Annotated in this window: 20 protein-coding genes; 11 read left to right on the forward strand and 9 right to left on the reverse strand. The window is 72.0% G+C overall.

Translation table 11 applies throughout. The features are described 5' to 3' along the window. Positions 1-545 precede the first annotated feature (545 nt). Positions 546-1,385, reverse strand: a complete 840-nt coding sequence (locus ABIE45_RS20810; RefSeq protein ID WP_373622509.1) for a transporter substrate-binding domain-containing protein — start codon at positions 1,383-1,385, stop codon at positions 546-548. Between the two features lie 156 nt (positions 1,386-1,541). Here ABIE45_RS20810 and ABIE45_RS20815 point away from each other — a divergent pair, with 156 nt between their 5' ends. The 5 genes from ABIE45_RS20815 (at position 1,542) to ABIE45_RS20835 (ending at position 5,500) form a co-directional block, all read left to right on the forward strand. Next, the gene (locus ABIE45_RS20815; protein WP_192709148.1) at positions 1,542-3,458 is read left to right on the forward strand and encodes a glycosyltransferase family 2 protein; all 1,917 of its coding nucleotides are present in this window, start codon (positions 1,542-1,544) and stop codon (positions 3,456-3,458) included. Between the two features lie 106 nt (positions 3,459-3,564). Further along, positions 3,565-3,807 (forward strand): hypothetical protein, encoded by a 243-nt coding sequence (locus ABIE45_RS20820; protein WP_192709147.1) that lies wholly within the window; start codon positions 3,565-3,567, stop codon positions 3,805-3,807. 56 nt (positions 3,808-3,863) lie between these two features. After that, on the forward strand, positions 3,864-4,097 hold the full coding sequence (locus ABIE45_RS20825) for a hypothetical protein (protein WP_192709146.1): 234 nt from the start codon (positions 3,864-3,866) through the stop codon (positions 4,095-4,097). 90 nt (positions 4,098-4,187) lie between these two features. Next, positions 4,188-5,084 carry a nucleoside triphosphate pyrophosphohydrolase gene (gene mazG, locus ABIE45_RS20830; RefSeq protein ID WP_192709145.1) on the forward strand — a complete coding sequence of 299 codons (897 nt, stop codon included), beginning with the start codon at positions 4,188-4,190 and terminating at the stop codon, positions 5,082-5,084. A gap of 77 nt (positions 5,085-5,161) precedes the next feature. Then, positions 5,162-5,500 (forward strand): hypothetical protein, encoded by a 339-nt coding sequence (locus ABIE45_RS20835; RefSeq protein WP_192709144.1) that lies wholly within the window; start codon positions 5,162-5,164, stop codon positions 5,498-5,500. A gap of 81 nt (positions 5,501-5,581) precedes the next feature. Here the strand turns inward: ABIE45_RS20835 and ABIE45_RS20840 are convergent, their stop codons facing one another. The 5 genes from ABIE45_RS20840 to pabB all read right to left on the reverse strand — a co-directional run bounded on the left by ABIE45_RS20840 (position 5,582) and on the right by pabB (position 9,923). Further along, entirely contained in the window at positions 5,582-6,118 is a 537-nt protein-coding gene (locus ABIE45_RS20840; protein ID WP_192709143.1) for a ferritin-like domain-containing protein, read from the reverse strand. A 470-nt stretch (positions 6,119-6,588) separates the two neighbouring features. Further along, on the reverse strand, positions 6,589-7,095 hold the full coding sequence (locus ABIE45_RS20845) for a DoxX family protein (protein WP_192709142.1): 507 nt from the start codon (positions 7,093-7,095) through the stop codon (positions 6,589-6,591). Beyond that, the gene (locus ABIE45_RS20850) at positions 7,092-7,943 is read right to left on the reverse strand and encodes an aminotransferase class IV (RefSeq protein WP_192709141.1); all 852 of its coding nucleotides are present in this window, start codon (positions 7,941-7,943) and stop codon (positions 7,092-7,094) included. The genes ABIE45_RS20845 and ABIE45_RS20850 overlap by 4 nt, the downstream gene beginning before the upstream one ends. Next, positions 7,930-8,553, reverse strand: a complete 624-nt coding sequence (locus ABIE45_RS20855) for an aminodeoxychorismate/anthranilate synthase component II (protein WP_192709140.1) — start codon at positions 8,551-8,553, stop codon at positions 7,930-7,932. The genes ABIE45_RS20850 and ABIE45_RS20855 overlap by 14 nt, the downstream gene beginning before the upstream one ends. Then, on the reverse strand, positions 8,550-9,923 hold the full coding sequence (gene pabB, locus ABIE45_RS20860) for an aminodeoxychorismate synthase component I (RefSeq protein ID WP_192709139.1): 1,374 nt from the start codon (positions 9,921-9,923) through the stop codon (positions 8,550-8,552). The genes ABIE45_RS20855 and pabB overlap by 4 nt, the downstream gene beginning before the upstream one ends. Before the next feature lie 372 nt (positions 9,924-10,295). On the opposite strand from pabB, the gene rimO reads away from it, so the two are divergent. The 3 genes from rimO (at position 10,296) to ABIE45_RS20875 (ending at position 13,352) form a co-directional block, all read left to right on the forward strand. Continuing rightward, complete coding sequence (rimO, locus tag ABIE45_RS20865; protein ID WP_192709138.1) at positions 10,296-11,636, forward strand: 30S ribosomal protein S12 methylthiotransferase RimO; 1,341 nt, start codon at positions 10,296-10,298, stop codon at positions 11,634-11,636. Between the two features lie 258 nt (positions 11,637-11,894). Further along, positions 11,895-12,977 (forward strand): DNA polymerase IV, encoded by a 1,083-nt coding sequence (gene dinB, locus ABIE45_RS20870; protein WP_192709137.1) that lies wholly within the window; start codon positions 11,895-11,897, stop codon positions 12,975-12,977. Positions 12,978-13,127: 150 nt separating this feature from the next. Next, complete coding sequence (locus ABIE45_RS20875; protein ID WP_192709136.1) at positions 13,128-13,352, forward strand: hypothetical protein; 225 nt, start codon at positions 13,128-13,130, stop codon at positions 13,350-13,352. 62 nt (positions 13,353-13,414) lie between these two features. Here ABIE45_RS20875 and ABIE45_RS20880 read toward each other — a convergent pair whose 3' ends face one another. From ABIE45_RS20880 to ABIE45_RS20890, 3 genes are all read right to left on the reverse strand, one after another. Further along, positions 13,415-13,615: a hypothetical protein gene (locus ABIE45_RS20880; RefSeq protein WP_192709135.1), complete on the reverse strand. Its 201-nt coding sequence runs from the start codon at positions 13,613-13,615 to the stop codon at positions 13,415-13,417. Between the two features lie 99 nt (positions 13,616-13,714). Continuing rightward, complete coding sequence (pncA, locus tag ABIE45_RS20885) at positions 13,715-14,341, reverse strand: bifunctional nicotinamidase/pyrazinamidase (protein WP_192709134.1); 627 nt, start codon at positions 14,339-14,341, stop codon at positions 13,715-13,717. An 11-nt stretch (positions 14,342-14,352) separates the two neighbouring features. Continuing rightward, positions 14,353-15,330, reverse strand: coding sequence for a quinone oxidoreductase (locus ABIE45_RS20890; RefSeq protein ID WP_192709133.1), 978 nt, complete (start codon positions 15,328-15,330; stop codon positions 14,353-14,355). Positions 15,331-15,521: 191 nt separating this feature from the next. On the opposite strand from ABIE45_RS20890, the gene ABIE45_RS20895 reads away from it, so the two are divergent. The 3 genes from ABIE45_RS20895 to mfd all read left to right on the forward strand — a co-directional run bounded on the left by ABIE45_RS20895 (position 15,522) and on the right by mfd (position 20,023). Next, the gene (locus ABIE45_RS20895; RefSeq protein WP_192709132.1) at positions 15,522-15,818 is read left to right on the forward strand and encodes a succinate dehydrogenase assembly factor 2; all 297 of its coding nucleotides are present in this window, start codon (positions 15,522-15,524) and stop codon (positions 15,816-15,818) included. Positions 15,819-15,843: 25 nt separating this feature from the next. Then, complete coding sequence (locus tag ABIE45_RS20900; RefSeq protein ID WP_192709131.1) at positions 15,844-16,074, forward strand: hypothetical protein; 231 nt, start codon at positions 15,844-15,846, stop codon at positions 16,072-16,074. Positions 16,075-16,426: 352 nt separating this feature from the next. Beyond that, positions 16,427-20,023: a transcription-repair coupling factor gene (gene mfd, locus ABIE45_RS20905; protein WP_192709130.1), complete on the forward strand. Its 3,597-nt coding sequence runs from the start codon at positions 16,427-16,429 to the stop codon at positions 20,021-20,023. The last annotated feature ends 56 nt before the right edge of the window (positions 20,024-20,079 follow it).

Below are 20,079 nucleotides of genomic sequence, written 5' to 3' on the forward strand. Positions count from 1 at the left end.
GCCTATGACAGCGCATCTCGGTTTCGGCTTGGCAGACGCACGCCTGATCCGCTCGGCTTCCTGAGCGTGCCAAGCCGAGTCGCGAATTCCGGATCTCCGAAATCTCGCCCTCATCCTGAGGTGCCGCAGCGCAGCGGAGGCCTCGACGGAACCCTCCGGAGACCGCCGCGCTGGCTGGAGCTCTCCTTCGAGGCCGCTGCGCGGCACCTCAGGATGAGGGCGAGGAGGGGAAATCCCGGGTCAAACAGGCTCTTGGAGCCGATCCTTGGCCCAGATGGCGCGGATCTCCGCCTCTGTCGCGAAGTCGCCCCGCGCCTCGGCGGCCTCGGACGCGTCGAGTTCCGCTGCCTCCTCCGGAGTGAACCGGTAGACCGAGCCCCCCAGCGCCCGCGAAGGCCAGCATGAGCCGGGCGATCTCGTCCTGAAGGTCAGGGGACAGGCCGCGTGCCTTGGCCACGGCCGTCTCGAACAGATCCGTCAGGGTGCCATCCGACAGCCGAAGCCCGGCGGTCAGGATTCCCGGTTCCCGCTGGCGATGAAAGCCCTCAGAACGGGCTCACCGGGAAGAACCGCAGGTACAGCTCGGTGTACTTGCCGTCGTCCCAGACCCGCTGGAGCGCGTCGTCCAGCGCCCGGGAGAGGGCCGCGTCCTCCTGGCGGGTGATCAGGCCGATGCCCTCCCCGAAGTAGCGGTTCTCCAGGTAGTCGCCGCCGGTCAGCGCGCAGCAAGCCTCCGCGTCCTGGCCGCCGACATAGAGGGCGAGGTTCAGGCCGTCGGCGAACAGGTAGTCGATCTCGCCACGCTTGAGCGCGCCCTCGGCCGCCGCGAGGTCGGTGAAGTCCTTCGGGACGGCCTTCGGGAAGAACGCCTTGAGGTAGGCCGCGTGCGCGCTGCCGGCGATCACGCCGACGCTGCGCCCGGCGAGCGCCGCCGCCGAGGGGACGGGCAGGCCCTTGTCGGTCCGCGCCGCGAAGCGCGCTGGCCAGCGGAAATACGGCCGCGTCGCCAGGAACTTCTCCCGCAGCGTCGCCGTGAGGGGGATGGCCGCCGCGACCACGTCGCCCTGCTTGCCGTCGAGGGCGTCCAGCAGGGTGTCGAAGCGGCGCGCTTGCACCGTGCAGGTGATCGTCAGCTTCTCGCAGACGGCCCGGGCGAGTTCGACCACGAAGCCCGTCGGGTTGCCGTCGGGGCCGGCGAAGTGCAGCGGCGGGAATTCGTCGTCCGTGAGGAAGCGAACCGCCCGGCCGGTCTGAGGCGCCTCGATCCGCTCGCCCCGGCTGCGCGGGTTCCAGAAATCCGGCACCGTGACGGCGGGAGGGGCGGCGGGCGCGGCCTGGGGCTCCGTCGGCGCCGCGGCACCGGCGGGTGGCGGCCAGAGGAGCACGGCGGCGAGCGCGGCCGCCGCGAACCGGAATGGGATGCCTGTCCTATCGCCTCTTGACGATCGGGAGGGGGTGGTGCTCCTCTCGGAGCGTGGGGGCGGGGACTGGCTCACCTCCCTCCTCTACCACGACCTGGGGCCACCGGGGGAGCGCACGGCGTGTCGTTCCAGCGCCCGCCCGCGGGGCAGGCAGCCCTGCCGCCGGAGATCGCCTTCCTGCAAGCCGAGGGCGTCGACGGCCAGCTGCTGATCCGGGCTGCCGCCGCCGCGGCCGAGGCCGGGACCGACGCGGCGACCGCCCTGCTCCAGGCCGGCCTGATGGCGGAGGCCGCCTATTACCGGGCCCTGGCCCGGGCGCTCGGCGCCCCCTACCTCGACGGGCCGATCCCGTTCGGCCTGGGCCTGCGCTTCCCCGACAGCGTGGCGGCCGGTCTCGCGCCGCTGGCACCCGGGGCGGTGGCGCCCTGCGTGCTGGCGCCCCGCGGCCGGATGATCGCGGACCTCCTCGACGGCCCGCGCCGGGCGTCCAGGCCGGCGATCACCAGCCCGACACGCCTGCGCGAGGCCGTGTTCGCCGCGATCCCCGAGCAGGTGGCGGATTACGCGTCGCACGAGCTGCGGCGGCGCACGCCCGAGCGGGCCACCGCGCGCGAGCCGGCCGTCTGGTGGCTGCTGGTCCTCGGACTGGGGCTCACCGCAGCGCTCTGCCTGTGCGCGGCGCTCCCGGCGTGGCTCGCCCAGACGGCGATGCTGGCCGCGCAGGGCCTGTTCCTGTCCATGGCGAGCTTCCGGCTCGCCGCCCTGGCCATCACGGCCCCGGTGTCTGCGGACGCGACGGTGCCGCTCGCCGATGCGGATCTGCCAGTCTACACGGTGCTGGTCCCGCTCCGCCGCGAGGCGGCGGTGGTGCCGCACCTGCTCAAGGCACTGGCCGCCCTCGATTATCCGGCGGCCAAGCTCGACATCAAGCTGCTGCTGGAGGCGGACGACCCGGAGACCGGCCCGGCCCTCGCCCGGATCCCGCTGCCGGCGCGGTTCGAGGTGATTACGGTGCCGCCCGGCGGCCCCCGCACCAAGCCGCGGGCCCTCAACGCGGCGCTGCCGCTCGCCCGCGGCGCCCTGCTGACCGTCTACGACGCCGAGGACGTGCCCGATCCCGGGCAATTGCGGCTGGCGGCTACCCTGTTCGCGCGCCTGCCCGACCGCGTCGCCTGTCTCCAGGGGCGGCTGGTGATCGACAATGCCGGCGATTCCCGGCTCGCCCGCGCCTTCGCCCTCGAATATGCGGGCCTGTTCGACGTGCTGAACCCGGCGCTGGCACGGTGCGGCCTGCCGGTGCCGCTTGGCGGCACCTCCATGCACCTGCGCACCGACGTGCTGCGGGCGCTGAACGGGTGGGATCCGTTCAACGTCACCGAGGATGCCGATCTCGGGATTCGCCTGGCGCTGGCGGGCTATACCGTCGGCGACTTGCCGAGCCCCACCTTCGAGGAGGCGCCGGCCCGGCTCGCCCCGTGGCTCGCCCAGCGCACCCGCTGGCTGAAGGGCCTGATCCAGACCAGCCTCACCCATGGGCGCCGGCCGCTCGCCAACGCGCGCAGCCTCGGCGTGCTGGAGACGCTCTGCGCCGCCGCGCTGGTGCCGGGCACGGTCGCGTCGGCGCTCGCCTATCCGGTCTGCCTCGCCGCGGCGGCCTGGGACTTCCTGGTCCTGGACATCGCGGCGGCGCCCGCCTTCCTCGACAACCTCCCTACTGGGCTCGCGATCACGCTGTTCGGGACGGGGCTCGCGTCGCTGATCCTGCCGGCCCTGCTCGGCTGCGCCCGGCGCGGCTGGAGCGACCTCGCCCGGTCGGCCGTCTGGATGCCGCTCTACTTCCTCCTGATCAGCCTGGCCGCCTGGCTTGCGCTGGCCGAACTGCTCCGCGCCCCGGAGCGCTGGAACAAGACCCGGCACGGCCTGGCGCGGACCTCGCGCAGGGGCGGGGCGCATCGGCCCGCAGGCGAGCCAGGCGCCCTGCGACATGTGGAGCCGGCCTGCGGCGGGCGCGAGGCCGGGGAATGCGGTTTCTCCTGATCTGAATCAGCCCGATCGGTCGGCGCTGCCGCTAGCCTCGAGCCTCGAGCCTCGGACGTCGCCGGCGCTGCGGTGGCCGGTCATTCTCCACAGGGTGGAGCGAGCGATGCCGGCCTTTCTCCGACGGATCCTGGAGCACGCGGACGGCCGCTCGGGCCTCGCCTTCGCCTCCGACAGCCTGGAGGCGGCCGATGCCGACGCCGCGATCCTCAAGGCCCGGGAACTCTGCCGCAAGGCCGCCGGCATGCTGCTGACCGGGGCGGTGCTGATGGATCCGGTCGGGCGGATCCTGTGGTCGTTCAGCCTGGCGCTGGCCCGGGAGCCGCTCTGCGTCCGGCCCACGAGCTGAGCCCGGACGCAACGCATGGGACCCGCGCGCCGTTGTCGGTCCATGGCGTATCCCTGATGGCAACGATCGCGATCCTGATCGGCACGCAGGCCGGCGCCCGGCTGCTGGCCGCCGCCTCGGAGCGGGAGGCGGCCCTCTCGGCCGAGGCTTTCTTGCTACGCCTGCCTGTCCGGACCCTTCCGGCCCCGCTCTGGGTCCAGTGCGCCGACCCGGCGGTCAGCGGACGGCTCACCGCCTATCTCAACGGCCTGCAGGACGAGCAGGTGCGCGAGCGCGACGCCCGGGTCTGACCGGGCTCCCGCCCGCGCGGATTCCCCTTTCACCCGCCATGGTCTAACGCCCGGAGCGTGAGTGACCTGCGCGACGAGGGACGATCCGGCATGAGCGAGGCGACCGCCGGGGCGATGTCCCAGGAGCTGTCCCGGGAGCTGCCCGGGGAGGCACCGCTGCACAGGCTCCTGCGCCTGATGGCGACCCTGCGCGACCCTGTCCGCGGCTGTCCCTGGGACGTGGCGCAGACACCTGCGACCATCGTGCCCTACACGATCGAGGAGGCCTACGAGGTCGCCGACGCGGTGGCGCGCGGCGATCGCGACGACCTGCGCGACGAGCTCGGCGACCTGCTGCTCCAGGTGGTGTTCCAGGCGCAGATGGCCGAGGAGGCCGGCGCCTTCGCGTTCGACGACGTGGCGCGGGCGATCGGCGACAAGCTGGTCCGCCGCCATCCGCATGTCTTCGACCGGGACGGGCAGCCCCTGCCCGCAGGCTCGCCGCTGCGCGATCCGGCGCAGGTCGAGGCGCAATGGGCGGCGATCAAGGCGCAGGAGCGGGCGCACCGGTCCGCGGCCTCCGGCGCCGCGGAGGCCGCGCCCGACCCGCTCGGCGGCGTCGCCCGCGCGCTCCCGGCCCTTGCCCGGGCGGAGAAGATCTCCCGGCGGGCGGCGGCATACGGCTTCGACTGGGGCAACGCCGCGCAGGTCATCGACAAGGTCCGCGAGGAGACCGACGAGGTCGCCGAAGCCCTGGAGGCGCGCGACCCGCAGGCGCTCTCGGAGGAGATCGGCGACCTCCTGTTCTCGGTGGCCAACCTCGCGCGGCATGCCGGGATCGACGCGGAGACGGCCCTGCGCGACGGCACCGCCAAGTTCGAGCGCCGCTTCGCCGCGATGGCGGAGCACCTGCGGGCGGCGGGCGGCGAACTCGGCCGCTCGGACCTCGCCGCCATGGAGGCGGCCTGGCAGGCGGCCAAGCGCGACGAGGCGGCCGGCGGCGCGTGAGCGGGCGCGGCGATCGCCCGCGCGGGGGCCTGCACTCCAGGGCTCGACAGGCGGCGTTCGGCGGATATGTTCCGCGCATGCGCCCGACCCTGCCCATCCTCACGACGCTCGCCGCCCTCGCCACCCTGGCGTCGCTGTCCCGGCCCGCCGCTGCCGAGACGATCGTCCAGGAACGCTTCGGCTGCCACACCCAGGAGGTCACGGACCGCCTGTTCAAGCTGGTCATGGCCGGCGACGAGGAGGGGTTCGGTCGGCTGCTGCGCGGCAGTCTCGCCAGCGGCGAATGCCGGTCCTGGAAGCTCGGCGAGGAGGTCCGGCTCGAATCCCGGACGATGAGCTACGGCTGCCTCGCCCTGACGAACAATCAGGATCGCTGCTACTGGACCCCGCTCAGCGCGATCGAGAAAGCGGGCTGAGCCCTTCGCGTTCCGCCGGGCGGCCGGTGCCGGGATCGGCGCGGTCCGGCACCGCCGCGGCGGTGCCGGATGCAGGTGCGCTCAGGCGGCCTTCTTCGAGCCCTTGGCCTTCGGAGCCTCGCCGTCCTCGGCATCGCCGGCGGCGTTGATCGACTCGGCGATCTTCGAGAGCAGGGCGTCGGTCTTCTTCTCCTCCTGCAGGGTCTCGTCCAAGAGCCTGGCGGCCTCGCCGTAGCCGAGCTGGCCGGCCCAGGTCTTCAGGGTGCCGTAGCGGCTGATCTCGTAATGCTCCACCGCCTGGGCGCAGGCGGCCAGCACCGCGTCGGCGGCCGGGCTGCCCTCGAAATCCTCGAGATCCTCCTCCATCTCGGAGACGATGCCCTGCATCGCCTCGCAGGTCTTGGCGCGGGCGGGCTTCCCGATGATCTCGAAGACCTGCGTCAGGCGCTCCACCTGCTGGGCGCTCTCCTCGGCATGGGTCTCGAAGGCTTGGCGCAGCTCCGCGTGCTCCGCGGACTTGGCGGACTTCTTGAGGGCCTTCACCGACTGCTTCTCGGCGTAATAGACGTCCTTCAGGGTCTCGTAGAAGGCGTCGTGCAGCGTCTTCTGCTTGGCCATGGCGGTCTGTCTCCATCGGGGGCCGCTGGCGGGTAGCGCGGCTTCCGGACGGGGAACGCGGGTCCCGCCGGTCGTATCCGGACGATATCTTCGCCCTGTGGAGGAACCTTTCGCGGCTCAGGTGCCCGCCCCGTCCGGGCGCGTCTTGCGGCCTGGGCCGACACCCGCCGGGTCGGATCCGGCCGGCTTGATCCCCGGTGGCTTAGGTCTCGCTGCCTTGGCCCCCGACGGTTTGGGCTGCAGGCGGTCCAGAGCGATCTCGAGGGCGCGCTCGACCGCGTCGCGATCCGGCAGGGTGTCCGGAAGCGGCGGGCGCGTTCGGCCCGGATCGCGGCGCCTCGTCATGGAATCCGCCCGTATCGGGACCACGCGGCCCGGTATTCCGGCGCGCGCGGCAGCTGGCGGGCAGTCTATCGCCCGGATCACAGGATCAAAGCCTGCCGTGATCCCGGGATCCCAGGATCCTGTGATCAAGGTTCCTGGATCGTTGCTGGCCGGTCGCGCGGGACGACCCCACCGGGTGGCGGGGCATCCCCGGATGTCTTGGCGCCGGCCCCGAACGACCGCCCGCGCCGGCGGAACGGCCAGTCGATCAGCCCGCCGGCCCAGAGCGCCGCCCAGAGGAAGACCGGCTGAAACGCCAGGCGCGGGCCGTGGTACCACCAGGAATCCGGGATGCCGTCGATGTGGACGTGCGCGAAGGCGTGCTTGAGGTTCGCCGGGTAGACGCAGACCGCGTAGAGCGCGAGGCCGATCGCGGCCGCGCGCCGGAACTGCCGGGTTAGAAGCCCGATGGCGCCGGCGATCTCGCACAGGCCGGTGGCCAGGATGACCAGCCGCGGCGCCGGCACCCAGCCGGGCATCAGCGGCAGCATCGCGTCGGTCGCCGCGAGATGCACGATCCCGATGAAAGCGTAGAGGGCCGCAAGCCCGTAGCGGAGCCGCCGACGGCCCGTCGCGAGCGCCGGATCGGTCACGCGACGACGTCCGACGCCACGCCGCAGGCCTCGGCCACCGAGGCCGTGAGCGCCGCGCTCAGTTGGGCCACCGCCGGGTGCCGGGCGCTGGCGAAGGCGGTGTCGCCGATCGCCGTCACGGGGGCCAGGAGCCGCAGCGAGTTGGTCAGGACCACGGCCTCGGCCGCGCGCCATTCCGGCAGGCTCAGCGACCGTTCCTCGGCCCGCAGCCCGCATCCGGCGGCGAGGCCGAGGATCTCCGCCCGGACGATGCCGGCCAGCACGCCGTCGGTGAGCGGCGGCGTCACCAGACTCTGCCCGAACAGCGCGAACAGGTTGCCGGTGCCCGCACAGGCAACGTGCCCCCGCGTGTTGCAGAACAAAGCCTCGTCGAAGCCCGCCGCGGCGGCCTCCCGGGCGGCCAGCACCGCGTCGAGGTAGCCGAGCGTCTTCAGCCGGGCGGCGGGCGAGGTCTCGTTGCGGGCGACCGGCGTCGGCCACAAGCGCAGGGGCGCGAAGGCCGCGCTCCGGGCGCTCGGCGCCGCGGTGGCGAACAGCGTCGGGCGCGGATCGTCCGGCGGCTTGAGGCCGCGCGGACCGGAGCCGCGGGTGAGGGTGGTGCGGATCGCCAGCCGCTCCTCCTGCCCGGCGAGTGCCCGGAGAGCCTCGCGGATCCGCTCCGGCTCGGCGGGGATCCCGAGCCTGCCGGCGGAGGCCACGAGCCGGTCGATATGCGCCGCCTCGAAGGCGACGCGGCCGCCGAGGGCGAGCGCCGTGTCGAACAGGCCGTCGCCCAGCGTCAGGCCGCGATCGGTGAGGTCGAGCGCAGCGGTCGTCCCGGCGACGATCGCGCCGTCACGCCACAGCATCGCTCGGCCCCGCCTGTCGGTCGCGGCTCGCCCGCCACGCGCGGGCCAGTCCCAGGAAATTGCCGAACAGGGCGTGGCCGCCCTCGGTCAGCACCGATTCCGGATGGAACTGGATGCCGTAGGTCGGGTGGGTCCGGTGCGAGAGCGCCATCACCTCGCCCTCCTGCGAGACCGCGTCGACCGAGAGATGCTGCGCCATGTCGGGGCCGGGATTCACCACCAGCGAGTGGTAGCGCCCCACCGGCATCGGTGCCGGCAGCCCGGCGAACAGCCGCTCGCCCTGGTGGGCGATCGGCGTCATCTGTCCGTGAAGCGGGCGCTGCGCCCGCGCGACCGTGCCGCCGAAGGCCGCGCCGATCGCCTGATGGCCGAGGCAGACCCCGAGGATCGGCACCGCCCCCGACAGGTCGCGGATCGCCGGGAGCGAGATCCCGGCCTCCGCGGGGGTGCAGGGGCCGGGCGAGACCACCAGGGCCTCAGGCGCCAGCGCCCGGATGCCGGCGACGTCGAGGGCGTCGTTGCGCACGACCCGGACCTCTTCCCCCAGCTCCTCCAGGTAGCGGACGACGTTGAAGACGAACGAGTCGTAGTTGTCGAGGACGAGGATCATGCGAAGGCCTCGAACACGCGCTCGGCCTTGGCCAGGGTCTCGTCGTATTCCGGGCCGGGCTCCGACAGCAGGGTCACGCCGCCGCCGGCCTGCAGGACGGCCTGGTGATCGTCCATGAACACCGTCCGGATCGCGATCGAGGTGTCGAGCGCCCCGTCGAAGCCGATCCGGCCGATGGCGCCGCAATAAAGCTCCCGGGCGTCGCCCTCGATCTCCGTGATGATGTCCATGGCGCGGATCTTCGGGGCGCCGGTGATCGAGCCCCCGGGGAAGGTCCCTTCCAGGAGGTCGAGAGCGTCGAGCCCGTCGCGGAGGTCTCCGGTCACCACCGACACCAGATGGTGGACGCCCGCGTAGGTCTCCAGGCCGCACAGGGTGGGCACGGCGACGCTGCCCGGCGCGCAGACCCGGGACAGGTCGTTGCGCAGCAGGTCGACGATCATGACGTTCTCGGCCCGCTCCTTGACGGAGGCCAGCAGCGCCTCGGCCGCCGCCCGGTCGGCCGCGGGATCGTCGAGGCGGCGGGCGGTGCCCTTGATCGGGCGCGTCTCCACGTGCCGGCCATCCAGCCGGATGAAGCGCTCGGGCGAGGAGGACGCCACCGTCAGTCCCTCCAGCTCTAGATAGGCACCGAAGGTCGCGGGATTGGTCTCGCGCAGGCGGCGATAGAGCGCGAATGGGTCGAAGCCGGCCGGTAGGTCCGCCGAGAAACGCTGGGCGATGTTGGCCTGGTAGATGTCGCCGGCCCGGATATAGGCGCGCACCTTTTCGACAGCGTTTTCATAGGTTTGACGGTCGAAATTGGAACGCCACGTGAGCTTTTCGGCGGGTTCGGACCGCGGGGCCGGGGCCGCCGCGGCGCCGAGCAGGTCGGCGAAGCGGGCGAGCTGCGCCTCGGCGCGGGCCTGCCGGGCGGCGGGCTCGCGCTCGGGGAAGCCGGTGGCGACCAGCCGGGCGGTGCCGGCGGCGTGGTCGATGACCAGGGCCGTGTCGTAGAGATTGAAGGCGATGTCGTCGGTGAGCCCTGCCCGTCGGGCCGGCACCGTGACCCGCTCCAGCTGCGCGCCGAGATCGTAGGCGAGATAGCCGATAGCGCCGCCCGGGAACGGTTCGTCAGGACCGGGCGCGATCCGGTAGGGCGCGAGGCAGGCCCGCAGGGCCGCGAAGGGCCCGCCCGGCACCGGGCGGCCATCCAGGGTCGCGCGTCCGTCGCGGAACCGGAAGCGCGCGAACGGCTCGGCGGCGACGATCGAATGGCGCCCGAGCGGATCGTGCCGCATGGCGCTGTCGAGGAAGGCGAGCCCCGGCAGGGCCCGCAGCCGGGCCGCCGCCGCGACGGGATCGATAAGGGGGATCTCTCGGGTCCACATGACCGGGTTCGGGGCTGATGTCCTTGGAGGCCGCGCGCACGCTGCCGTCGCACAGGCGATGCCGCGGGGGAAGCGGCAGTTCCACGCAGGCACCGCCGCGCGGCGCGCACGGCCTCGGTCCTCGGCGCCGGCCGGCGCCGCCGCTTCTTGATGTGTGGTGTCAGGATCGGCCGGTAAAGACTTGCCCAACAGCCAAGTTTGCCGGCGACAGTCAGCCTCGCGCGCGGGGCCGGGCACCCCTGCGGCGGCCGGTCTCGCGCAGGCCGGCGGGAATCGCTATAGGAGACCCATCCCGAATTCTCGTCCTCGCGTTCCGTGTGACTGTCCCACAGGCCACGCGCGCGGGCGGTGTCCGACCCGTCGAATGCGCCCATGACCGCCACCGCCATACCTGCCCCCAAGGCCTCGGCCCCCAAGATCTCCTTCGTCTCGCTGGGCTGCCCGAAGGCGCTGGTCGATTCCGAGCGGATCCTGACCCATCTGCGCGCCGAGGGTTACGAGCTGGCCCGCCGGCACGACGGCGCCGACGTGGTGATCGTCAACACCTGCGGCTTCCTCGATTCGGCCAAGGCGGAATCGCTCTCGGCGATCGGCGAGGCCATGGCGGAGAACGGCCGGGTCATCGTCACCGGCTGCATGGGCGCGCAGCCGGAGGAGATCCGCGAGAAGTATCCCGACCTCCTGGCGGTGACTGGCCCCCAGGCCTACGAGTCGGTGGTGGCGGCCGTCCACGAGGCGGTGCCGCCGGCCCACGACCCGTTCCTCGACCTCGTGCCGCCGCAGGGAATCAAGCTCACCCCGCGCCACTACGCCTACCTGAAGATCTCGGAGGGGTGCAGCAACCGCTGCAGCTTCTGCATCATCCCGTCCCTACGCGGGAACCTCGTCAGCCGCCCCGCCGCCGACGTGCTGCGCGAGGCGGAAAAACTGGTCAAAGCCGGCGTGAAGGAGCTGCTGGTGGTCAGCCAGGACACTAGCGCCTACGGCGTCGATATCCGCTACAGTGAGAGCCCGTGGCAGGACCGTCAGGTCCGGGCGAAGTTCTACGACCTCACCAAGGAGCTCGGCGAGCTCGGGGCCTGGGTGCGGCTGCACTACGTCTACCCCTATCCGCACGTGGACGAGGTCATCCCGCTGATGGCCGAGGGCAAGGTGCTCCCCTACCTCGACATGCCGCTCCAGCACGCGAGCCCCTCGGTGCTCAAGCGCATGCGCCGCCCCGGCAACCAGGAACGCCAGCTCGACCGGATCCGGAGCTGGCGGCAGATCTGCCCGGACCTCGCGATCCGCTCGACCTTCATCGTCGGCTTCCCCGGCGAGACCGAGGCCGAGTTCGAGGAATTGCTGGCCTGGCTGCAGGAGGCCAAGCTCGATCGGGTCGGCTGCTTCGAGTACGAGCCGGTGGCGGGCGCCACCGCCAACGTGCTGGGCGACCACGTGCCGCCGGAGGTCAAGGCCGAGCGCAAGCGCCGGTTCATGGAGACGCAGAACGGGATCGCGCTGCGGCTCCAGCGGGCCAAGGTCGGCAAGCGGCTGCCCATCATCGTCGATTCCGTCGAGGGCGGGGTTGCGCGGGGCCGGTCCAAGGCCGACGCGCCGGAGATCGACGGCACTGTCCACGCCGCCTTCCGGCGCCCGGTGCGGGTCGGCGACATCGTCACGGTGAAGATCGACCGGGCCGAGGCCTACGACCTCTACGGCAGCGTGGCCTGAGGCGGCGCGCCGTAGCGACTTTTCAAGCCGCGCCCTCATCCTGAGGTGCCGGAGCGCAGCGGAGGCCTCGAAGGAGGTCTCCAGAAGGCACGGCGATTCCTGGAGCCCTCCTTCGAGGCCCGCTGACGCGGGCACCTCAGGATGAGGGCGCGGGTGGGATATCTCTGTTGACGCCACGTCCAGCGCGGCTTGACCCCGCCGGCCCACCGCGCTTTCTCGGAACAGAGCAGGAACCCACGGCGTATCTCCGAGGCGGCGATGGATCCGGAGGTCGCGCTCCGAAAAATCATCCACATCGACATGGACGCGTTCTACGCCTCCGTGGAGCAGCGCGACGACCCGTCCTTGCGCGGCCTGCCGCTGGCCGTGGGCGGCTCGCGGGAGCGCGGCGTGGTAGCGGCGGCGAGCTACGAGGCCCGGAAGTTCGGCGTCCGCTCGGCCATGCCGTCGGCCACCGCCCGCCGGCTCTGCCCGGATCTGCTGTTCGTGAAACCGCGCTTCGAAGTCTACCGGGCGATCTCTGAGGAGATCCGGGCGGTCTTCGCCCGGCACACGCCAATCATCGAGCCGGTGGCCCTGGACGAGGCCTATCTCGACGTCACCGAAAACCTTCTGGGGCTCCCGACCGCCACGGCCGTGGCGAAGGCGATCCGGGCCGAGATCCTGGAACGCACCGGGCTCATCGCCTCGGCGGGGGTCTCGTACAACAAGTTCCTCGCCAAGGTGGCGTCCGACCACCGGAAGCCGAACGCCCTGTTCGTCATCACCCCCGCCATGGGACCGGATTTCGTGGCGGAACTGCCGATCGGCCGGTTCCACGGGGTCGGCCCGGTCACCGAGGCGAAGATGAAGCGGCTCGGGATCGAGACCGGGGCCGATCTCCGCGCTTGGTCGCCAGAGCGCCTGCTCGAGACCTTCGGATCGGCGGGCGCCTACTATTACGCCGTCGCCCGCGGGATCGACGCGCGGCCGGTCCGCGCCCACCGGGTGCGCAAGTCGATCGGCGCGGAGACCACCTTCTCGGAGGACACAGCCGCCTTCGAGGTTCTGGCCGCCCGGCTGGCGCCGCTGTTCGACAAGGTCTGGACCGGGGCCGACGCCAAGGGCATGCGCGCCCGGACCGTGACCCTGAAGCTGAAATTTTCGGATTTCGCCCAGGTCACCCGGGCGAAATCGCTCACCGTTCCCGTGGCCGACCGGACCAATCTGGAGCGGATCGGCCTCGACCTACTCGCCGGCCTGTTCCCCCTGCGGCGCAGCGCGCGGCTGATTGGGGTATCGCTGTCGGGCTTCGCTCAGGACGAGCCCGACGGGCCGCAGCAACTCGGGCTGGCGGTCTGACACGGCCTCCGGCGCAAGCGGCCGCTCCGTCATGCGCGGCACTGCGCCTGTGCGGTTCCGCACGTCGGGCAGGCGAGATCTGTCCCAGAGCGGAGCGATCCGGCACGGATCGGGGTTGTCCGGGCCCGTGCGAACACAAGGACCCTGCCGATGTCGAAGCACGCCCTTCTGGCCCTGGCCGCCGTGCTTCTCCCGGTCTGCGCGGCGGGCGCCGCCCACGCGGACGGCACATCCGCTTTCGGAGCCGCCAACGCGGCTCAGCTGCGCGGCTACACCGCGAGCCCGGCCCAGATCTTCGTCCCGGCCGGCGGCCCGAGTGCCAGGCCCGCAGCTCCCGCGCCGCAGCGGCCGAAGGCGCCGGCGCGCAGCCGCTGAGATCGACCCGGGCCGCACGGGCCCGGGGATCCCATCACGCGTTCTTGGTCACACGTTCTTAGTCACGCGTTCTTGCGCGGCCGGTGGTCGGGGTCGATGCCGCCATCGACCTTGGTCTCGTTGTCCACGTCGCCCTCGAAGGTCGAATCCGCCTGCAGATCGGCAGGATCGGCGCCGCTCATGCCCTTCGAGGTGCCGATCCCGGGATTGCCCTTGAGGTCGGCGTCGGTCGGGGTCTCGGTCTTCAGATGCTTGGACGACATGCAGGCTCCTGTCGGATGCTGATGTCGGGCCAACGCACCGGGGCGGAGACGGTCACCCGCGCCCCGTGCGGCGGTTCGCCTCCCGGTCCCCGCACGTCCTCAGCCGATCGCGGCCGTCCCGATGCGGCGCACGCCCGCCGCCTCCATCCGCGCCCAGGCCTGCGCGAGGGATCCGTCCACGTCGATCCCGCGCACGGCATCCTCCACCACGAGGACGTCGAAGCCCGCGTCGCGGGCATCGAGCGCGCTCCAGGCGACGCAGAAATCGGTGGCGAGGCCGCACACGGCGATGCGGGTGATGCCGCGCTCCCTAAGCGCCCCGGCGAGCCCGGTGCGGGTCGACCGGTCGGCCTCCAGGAAGGCCGAGTAGCTGTCGACCCGGGGATCGAGCCCCTTGCGCACCACCAGACTCGCCCGGTCGGTGGCGAGACCCGGCGCGAAGGCGGCGCCCGGGCTGCCCTGGACGCAGTGGCGCGGCCACAGCACCTGCGGTCCGTAGGGCAGCATCACCGTCTCGAACGGGGCCCGCCCCGGATGGGTCTCGGCGAAGGAGACGTGGTCCGGGGGATGCCAGTCCTGCATCAGCACCACGTGCCGGAAGCGGTGCTGGAGCGCGTTGATCGGGCCGATCACCGCGTCGCCCTCCGGCACGGGGAGCGCCCCGCCCGGCAGGAAGTCGACCTGCACGTCGACGACGAGGAGCAGGTCGGCGTTGCCGGGCATCACGGTTGCGGGCCTCAGGGCAGCATCACGATCGAGCCGGTGGTCTCCCGGCCCGCGAGGTCGCGGTGGACCTGCTGCGCCTCGGCCAGCGGGTAGGTGGCGTTGACGGCGATCTTCACCGCGCCGTCGCGGACCACCTTGAACAGGCGGGCGGCCGCCTCTTCCAGCGTGGCGCGGTTCGACGAGAAGGTCGCGAGCGTCGGGCGGGTCACGTAGAGCGAGCCGCGCGGGGCCAGCAGGCCGAGGTCGAGCCCGGTGATCGCCCCGGAGGCCGAGCCGAAGCTCGCCAGCAGGCCGAGCGGTGCGAGGCTGTCCAGCGAGCCCATCAGAGTCGCCTGGCCGACGCCGTCATAGACCACCGGGACGCCCTTGCCGCCGGTGATCTCGCGCACGCGCTTGGCGACATCCTCCTCGCGGTAGAGGATGACGTGGTCGCAGCCGTTCTGCTTGGCGAGTTCTGCCTTCTCGGGGCTGCCGGCGGTGCCGATCACCGTGGCGCCGAGGTGCTTGGCCCACTGGCAGGCGATCAGGCCGACGCCGCCGGCGGCCGCCTGCCACAGGATCGTGTCGCCGGGCTTCACCGCGTAGGTCCGGTGCAGCAGGTACTCGACGGTCAGGCCCTTGAGCATCATGGCGGCGGCGGTCGTCTCGTCGACGCCGTCGGGGATCGGCACGGCCGCGGAGGCCGGGATCACCGGCTCCTCGGCGTAGCAGCCATCCGCCACCGAGCCGTAGGCGACCCGGTCGCCGGGCTTGAACTGGCTGACGCCCTCGCCCACCGCCGTGACGGTGCCGGCGCCCTCCTTGCCGGGGGTGTAGGGCATGTGCGGGGACTTGTAGGCGCCGGTGCGGAAGTAGATGTCGATGAAGTTGACGCCGATGGCCGCCTGCTTGACCCGGATCTGCCCGGGGCCGGGCTCGGCCAGGGGCACGTCCTCGAAGCGCATTACCTCGGGGCCGCCATACTCGTAGACCCGGATCGCCTTCGGCATCGTTGGACTCCCGCTCGCCGCCCCGTCCGGGGGCGTTGCAGCCCGAGATAACGGAGCGCTCGGCGGAGGCAATTTCTTTTTGCCGTCTCGCCCTCCAGTTGTAACTCGCCCGGTCGCGGCCCCGTTCTGGATCCGTCGCCGCGGGGGCCTATCTAGCGCCTACCCCTTGTTCGAGCCGAGGTCCGAGATCCATGTCCGGCACCACCCGCACGAGCGCCGACCTCGATCCGCGCCGCCGTCGCCTCCTCTACCGCGCCTGGCACCGGGGCATCCGCGAGATGGACCTGATCATGGGCCGCTTCGCCGACGCCGCGATCGGCGAGCTGTCGGAGGCGGAGCTCGACCAGTTCGAGGCGCTGATCGAGGTCCCCGACCGCGACCTGTTCAAGTGGCTCACCGGCGAGGTCGAGACGCCCTCGAACTACGACACGTCGGTCTGGCAGCGCGTGCGCGCGTTCCACCGGCACGACGCGCCGATCCATTCCTGAGAGAGCCCGCCTGAGAGAGCCCCCGATGGACGAGCCGAAGCCCAATTACGATCATCCGGCCCGGTCGATCGCCACCGAGCTGGTGGTGCGGATCATGCTGGAGATGATGGAGCGCTCCGATCCGGCTCTGCGCGCCGAGATCCTGCGGCAGGCCACGGCCCGGGCCGCCGCGATGACCGAGCCCATGCCCAACGCGGATTTCTTCCGCGGCCGGGTCGAGGCGGCACTGGCGGAGATCGTCGGGCCGGACGCCTGAGGGGCGCGGGCCCGGAGATCCTCATGCTCCGGCCTCCGACGCGGCGCGACACGCCCCTCTCCCGTGCGGGAGAGGGTTGGGGTGAGGGATCCGCCATCTCCGGATCGGGCACGCCCCTCACCCTGTCTCTCTCGCGCACGGGAGAGGGGATCCGCGTTCCTTGACCGACGCCCTGACCGACGATCGGCCGCACATCGGCGCAGGGCCGTTCCCTGCCGCGACGGAGCTTCCATATAGGCTCTGTCCCGCCACCCGGCCGCCGGCGCCGTGCTTTATCGCGGCGGCCCGATCGGCTAACGCCACCTGATCACCACCCCTGACGCGCCCGGCGGGATTTCCCGCGAAAGACCCGATGGCCAAGCCTCAGCCGAAGCCCCCCGCCCCCGCTGCCAAGCCGCCGGTCGCGCGCTTTGCGCTGCCGAAATCCTCCGCGCTCGCCCGGGCGATCGACGCCCTGAAGCGCGGCGACAGCCCGGTTCTGGCGAACGCCCCGGAGGGCTTCGACGCTCTGGCGCTCGCCGACCTCGCCCGCGCCCTGGCGCCAACCGTCGATGCGCCGGCGGTGCTGGTCCACGTGGCGCGGGATTCCGGGCGCTCGGCCTCGTTCCAGGCGGCCCTCGGCTTCGTCGCGCCCGAGATGGACGTGATGAGCCTTCCGGCCTGGGACTGCCAGCCCTACGATCGCGTCTCGCCGACCACCGCGGTCGCCGCCGCCCGAATGACGGCGCTGGCCCGCCTCGCCCGCACCCGCTCCGCCGAGGACCGGCCGCGGATCCTCTGCACCACCGTCAACGCCCTCGTGCAGCGGGTCCCGCCCCGCACCCACATCGCCAAGGAGGCGTTCTCGGCGGCGATCGGCAACGTCGTGGCGATGGACGACGTGGTGGCCTGGGTCGAGGCCAACGGCTTCCTGCGCACCGGGACGGTGCGCGACACCGGCGAGTACGCGGTTCGCGGCGGCATCCTCGACCTGTCGCCCCCCGGCCTGCCGGCGCCGATCCGCCTCGACTTCTTCGGCGACACGCTGGAATCGATCCGCGCCTTCGACCCGGAGACGCAGCGCACCACCGGTCAGCTCCGCTCGCTGGACCTGATGCCGATGAGCGAGGTCCAGCTCACCACCGAGACGATCCGGCGTTTCCGCCAGGGCTACATCCAGAGCTTCGGCGCTGCGACCCGGGACGACCGGCTCTACGAGACCGTGAGCGAGGGGCGGCGCTACGCCGGCCTCGAGCACTGGATGCCGCTGTTCTACGACCACCTCGACACGCTGTTCGACTATCTCGGCGGCGTGCCGCTGGTCTTCGACCCGCAGGTGGAGGATGCCGCCGCCGAGCGGATCAGCCTCGTCCAGGATTATTACCAGGCCCGCGAGGGCGCGATGAAGACGCCGCAGGCCGGCGTCGCCCCCTACAAGCCGCTGCCGCCCCGCGCCCTCTATCTGACGCCGAACGAGCTGAAGGAGCGGATCGCCACCGCCACGGTGGCGCGGCTGACCCCGTTCGCGCAGCCCGAATCGTCCGAACGCGCCGTCATCGATTGCGGCGCCAAGGCCGGACGAAGCTTCGCCCCCGAGCGCGCCGACGAGAACACCAGCGTGTTCGACGCCGCGGTGGCGCATATCCGCGACCTCCAGGGATCCGGTCATCACGTGATCCTGGGCGCGTGGTCCGACGGCTCCCGCGACCGGCTCTGCGGCGTGCTCACCGACCACGGCCTCAAGAAGCCCGTAGCGATCACCCGGCTCACCGACGTCTACGCGCTGAAGCGCGGCACCGACGCGGCGGTTGCGGTCTGGGGCCTGGAGGCGGGCTTCACCGCGGGCGAGCTGGCCGTCGTCTCCGAGGGCGACATCCTGGGCGACCGGCTGGTCCGCCAGAAGCGCAAGGCCAAGCGGCCCCAGGACGTGATCCTGGAGGTGCAGGCGCTCCAGCCCGGGGACCTCGTGGTCCACGCCGACCACGGCATCGGCCGCTTCGTCGGCCTCAAGACGATCCACGCCGCGGGCGCCCCGCACGATTGCCTGGAGCTGCAATACACCGGCGGCCTGCTGCTGCTGCCGGTGGAGAACATCGAGCTCCTGACCCGCTACGGCTCGGAGGATTCCGAGGTCGCCCTCGACCGCCTCGGCGGCGGCGCGTGGCAGGCCCGCAAGGCCAAGATGAAGCGCCGCATCCTCGAGATGGCGGGCGAGCTGATCAAGGTCGCGGCCCAGCGCTTCGTCCGGAAGGCCCCCGCGCTGCAGGCGCCCGAGGGGCTCTACGGGGAATTCGCCGCCCGCTTCCCGTTCGAGGAGACCGAGGACCAGGCCAACGCCATCGACGCGGTGCTGGACGACCTCAATGCCGGCCGGCCGATGGACCGGCTGGTCTGCGGCGATGTCGGCTTCGGCAAGACCGAGGTGGCGCTCCGCGCCGCCTTCGCGGCGGCGATCTCCGGCAAGCAGGTGGCGGTGATCGTCCCCACGACGCTGCTGGCCCGCCAGCATTTCCGGACCTTCGCGGAGCGCTTCAAGGGCCTGCCGGTCCAGGTGGCGCAGCTCTCGCGCTTCGCCTCCGCGGCGGAGATGAAGCAGACGCGGGCGGGGCTCATCGCCGGCACGGTCGACATCGTGGTCGGCACCCACGCTCTATTGGCGAAGAACATCGCCTTCAAGGATCTCGGCCTGATCATCGTGGACGAGGAGCAGCATTTCGGCGTCGCCCACAAGGAGCGGCTGAAGGCGCTCCAGGCGGACGTGCACGTGCTGACGCTGTCGGCGACGCCGATCCCGCGCACGCTCCAGCTCGCCATGACCGGGGTGCGCGAGCTCTCGATCATCGCGACGCCGCCGGTGGACCGGCTGGTGGTGCGCACCTTCGTGACGCCGTTCGACCCGCTGACCATCCGGGAGGCGCTGCTGCGCGAGCGCTACCGCGGCGGCCAGGCCTTCTACGTGGTGCCGCGGATCGAGGATCTCGCCGAGGTCAAGAAATTCCTCGACGCCGAGATGCCCGAGATCAAGGTCGCGGTGGCCCACGGCCAGATGGCGGCGGGCCAGCTCGAGGACGTGATGACCGCCTTCTACGAGGGCAAGTTCGACGTCCTGCTCTCGACCACGATCGTGGAATCGGGCCTCGACATCCCCACCGCCAACACGCTGATCGTGCACCGGGCCGACATGTTCGGTCTGGCCCAGCTCTACCAGCTGCGCGGCCGCGTCGGGCGCTCGAAGGCGCGCGCCTACGCGCTGTTCACGACGCCGGCGAACCGCCAGCTCACCGCCCAGGCCGAGCAGCGCCTCAAGGTGCTCCAGAGCCTCGACACGCTGGGCGCGGGCTTCCAGCTCGCCTCCCACGACCTCGACATCCGCGGCGCCGGCAACCTCCTCGGCGACGCCCAGTCGGGCCACATCAAGGAGGTCGGCTACGAGCTCTACCAGCAGATGCTGGAGGACGCGGTGACGGCGCTCAAGGCCGGCATCGAGGACGTGCCCGAGGAGGCGTGGTCGCCGACCATCGCGCTGGGCGCGCCGGTGACGATCCCGGAGGATTACGTCGAGGATCTCGGGGTGCGGCTGGCGCTCTACCGGCGGCTCGCCACCCTCCAGGACGATGCCGAGATGGAGAGCTTCGGGGCCGAGATGATCGACCGGTTCGGGCCGCTGCCGCCGGAGGTGGAGCAGCTCCTCAAGATCGGCACGATCAAGATCCTCTGCCTCAAGGCGAACGTCGAGAAGGTCGAGGCCGGGCCGAAGGGCGTGGTGGTCCATTTCCGCGACCGCTCCTACGCCAACCCGCAGGGGCTCGTGGCCTACGTCGCCGAGCAGGCCTCGTTCGCGAAGGTGCGGCCCGACATGAGCGTCGTGTTCGTGCGCGAGCTGAATACGGTCCCGGCGCGGCTCAAGACCGCCACCGAGGTGCTGCGCAGCCTCGTGAAGATCGCCGAACGGGGGAAGAAGGCGGCGTGAGGGTGAGGGGCGCCTCGCGCCCGGGCATGACCCCTCATCCTGAGGGGCGGCGGTCA

Source organism: Methylobacterium sp. OAE515, assembly GCF_041806315.1.
Classification (GTDB): Bacteria; Pseudomonadota; Alphaproteobacteria; order Rhizobiales; family Beijerinckiaceae; genus Methylobacterium; species Methylobacterium tardum.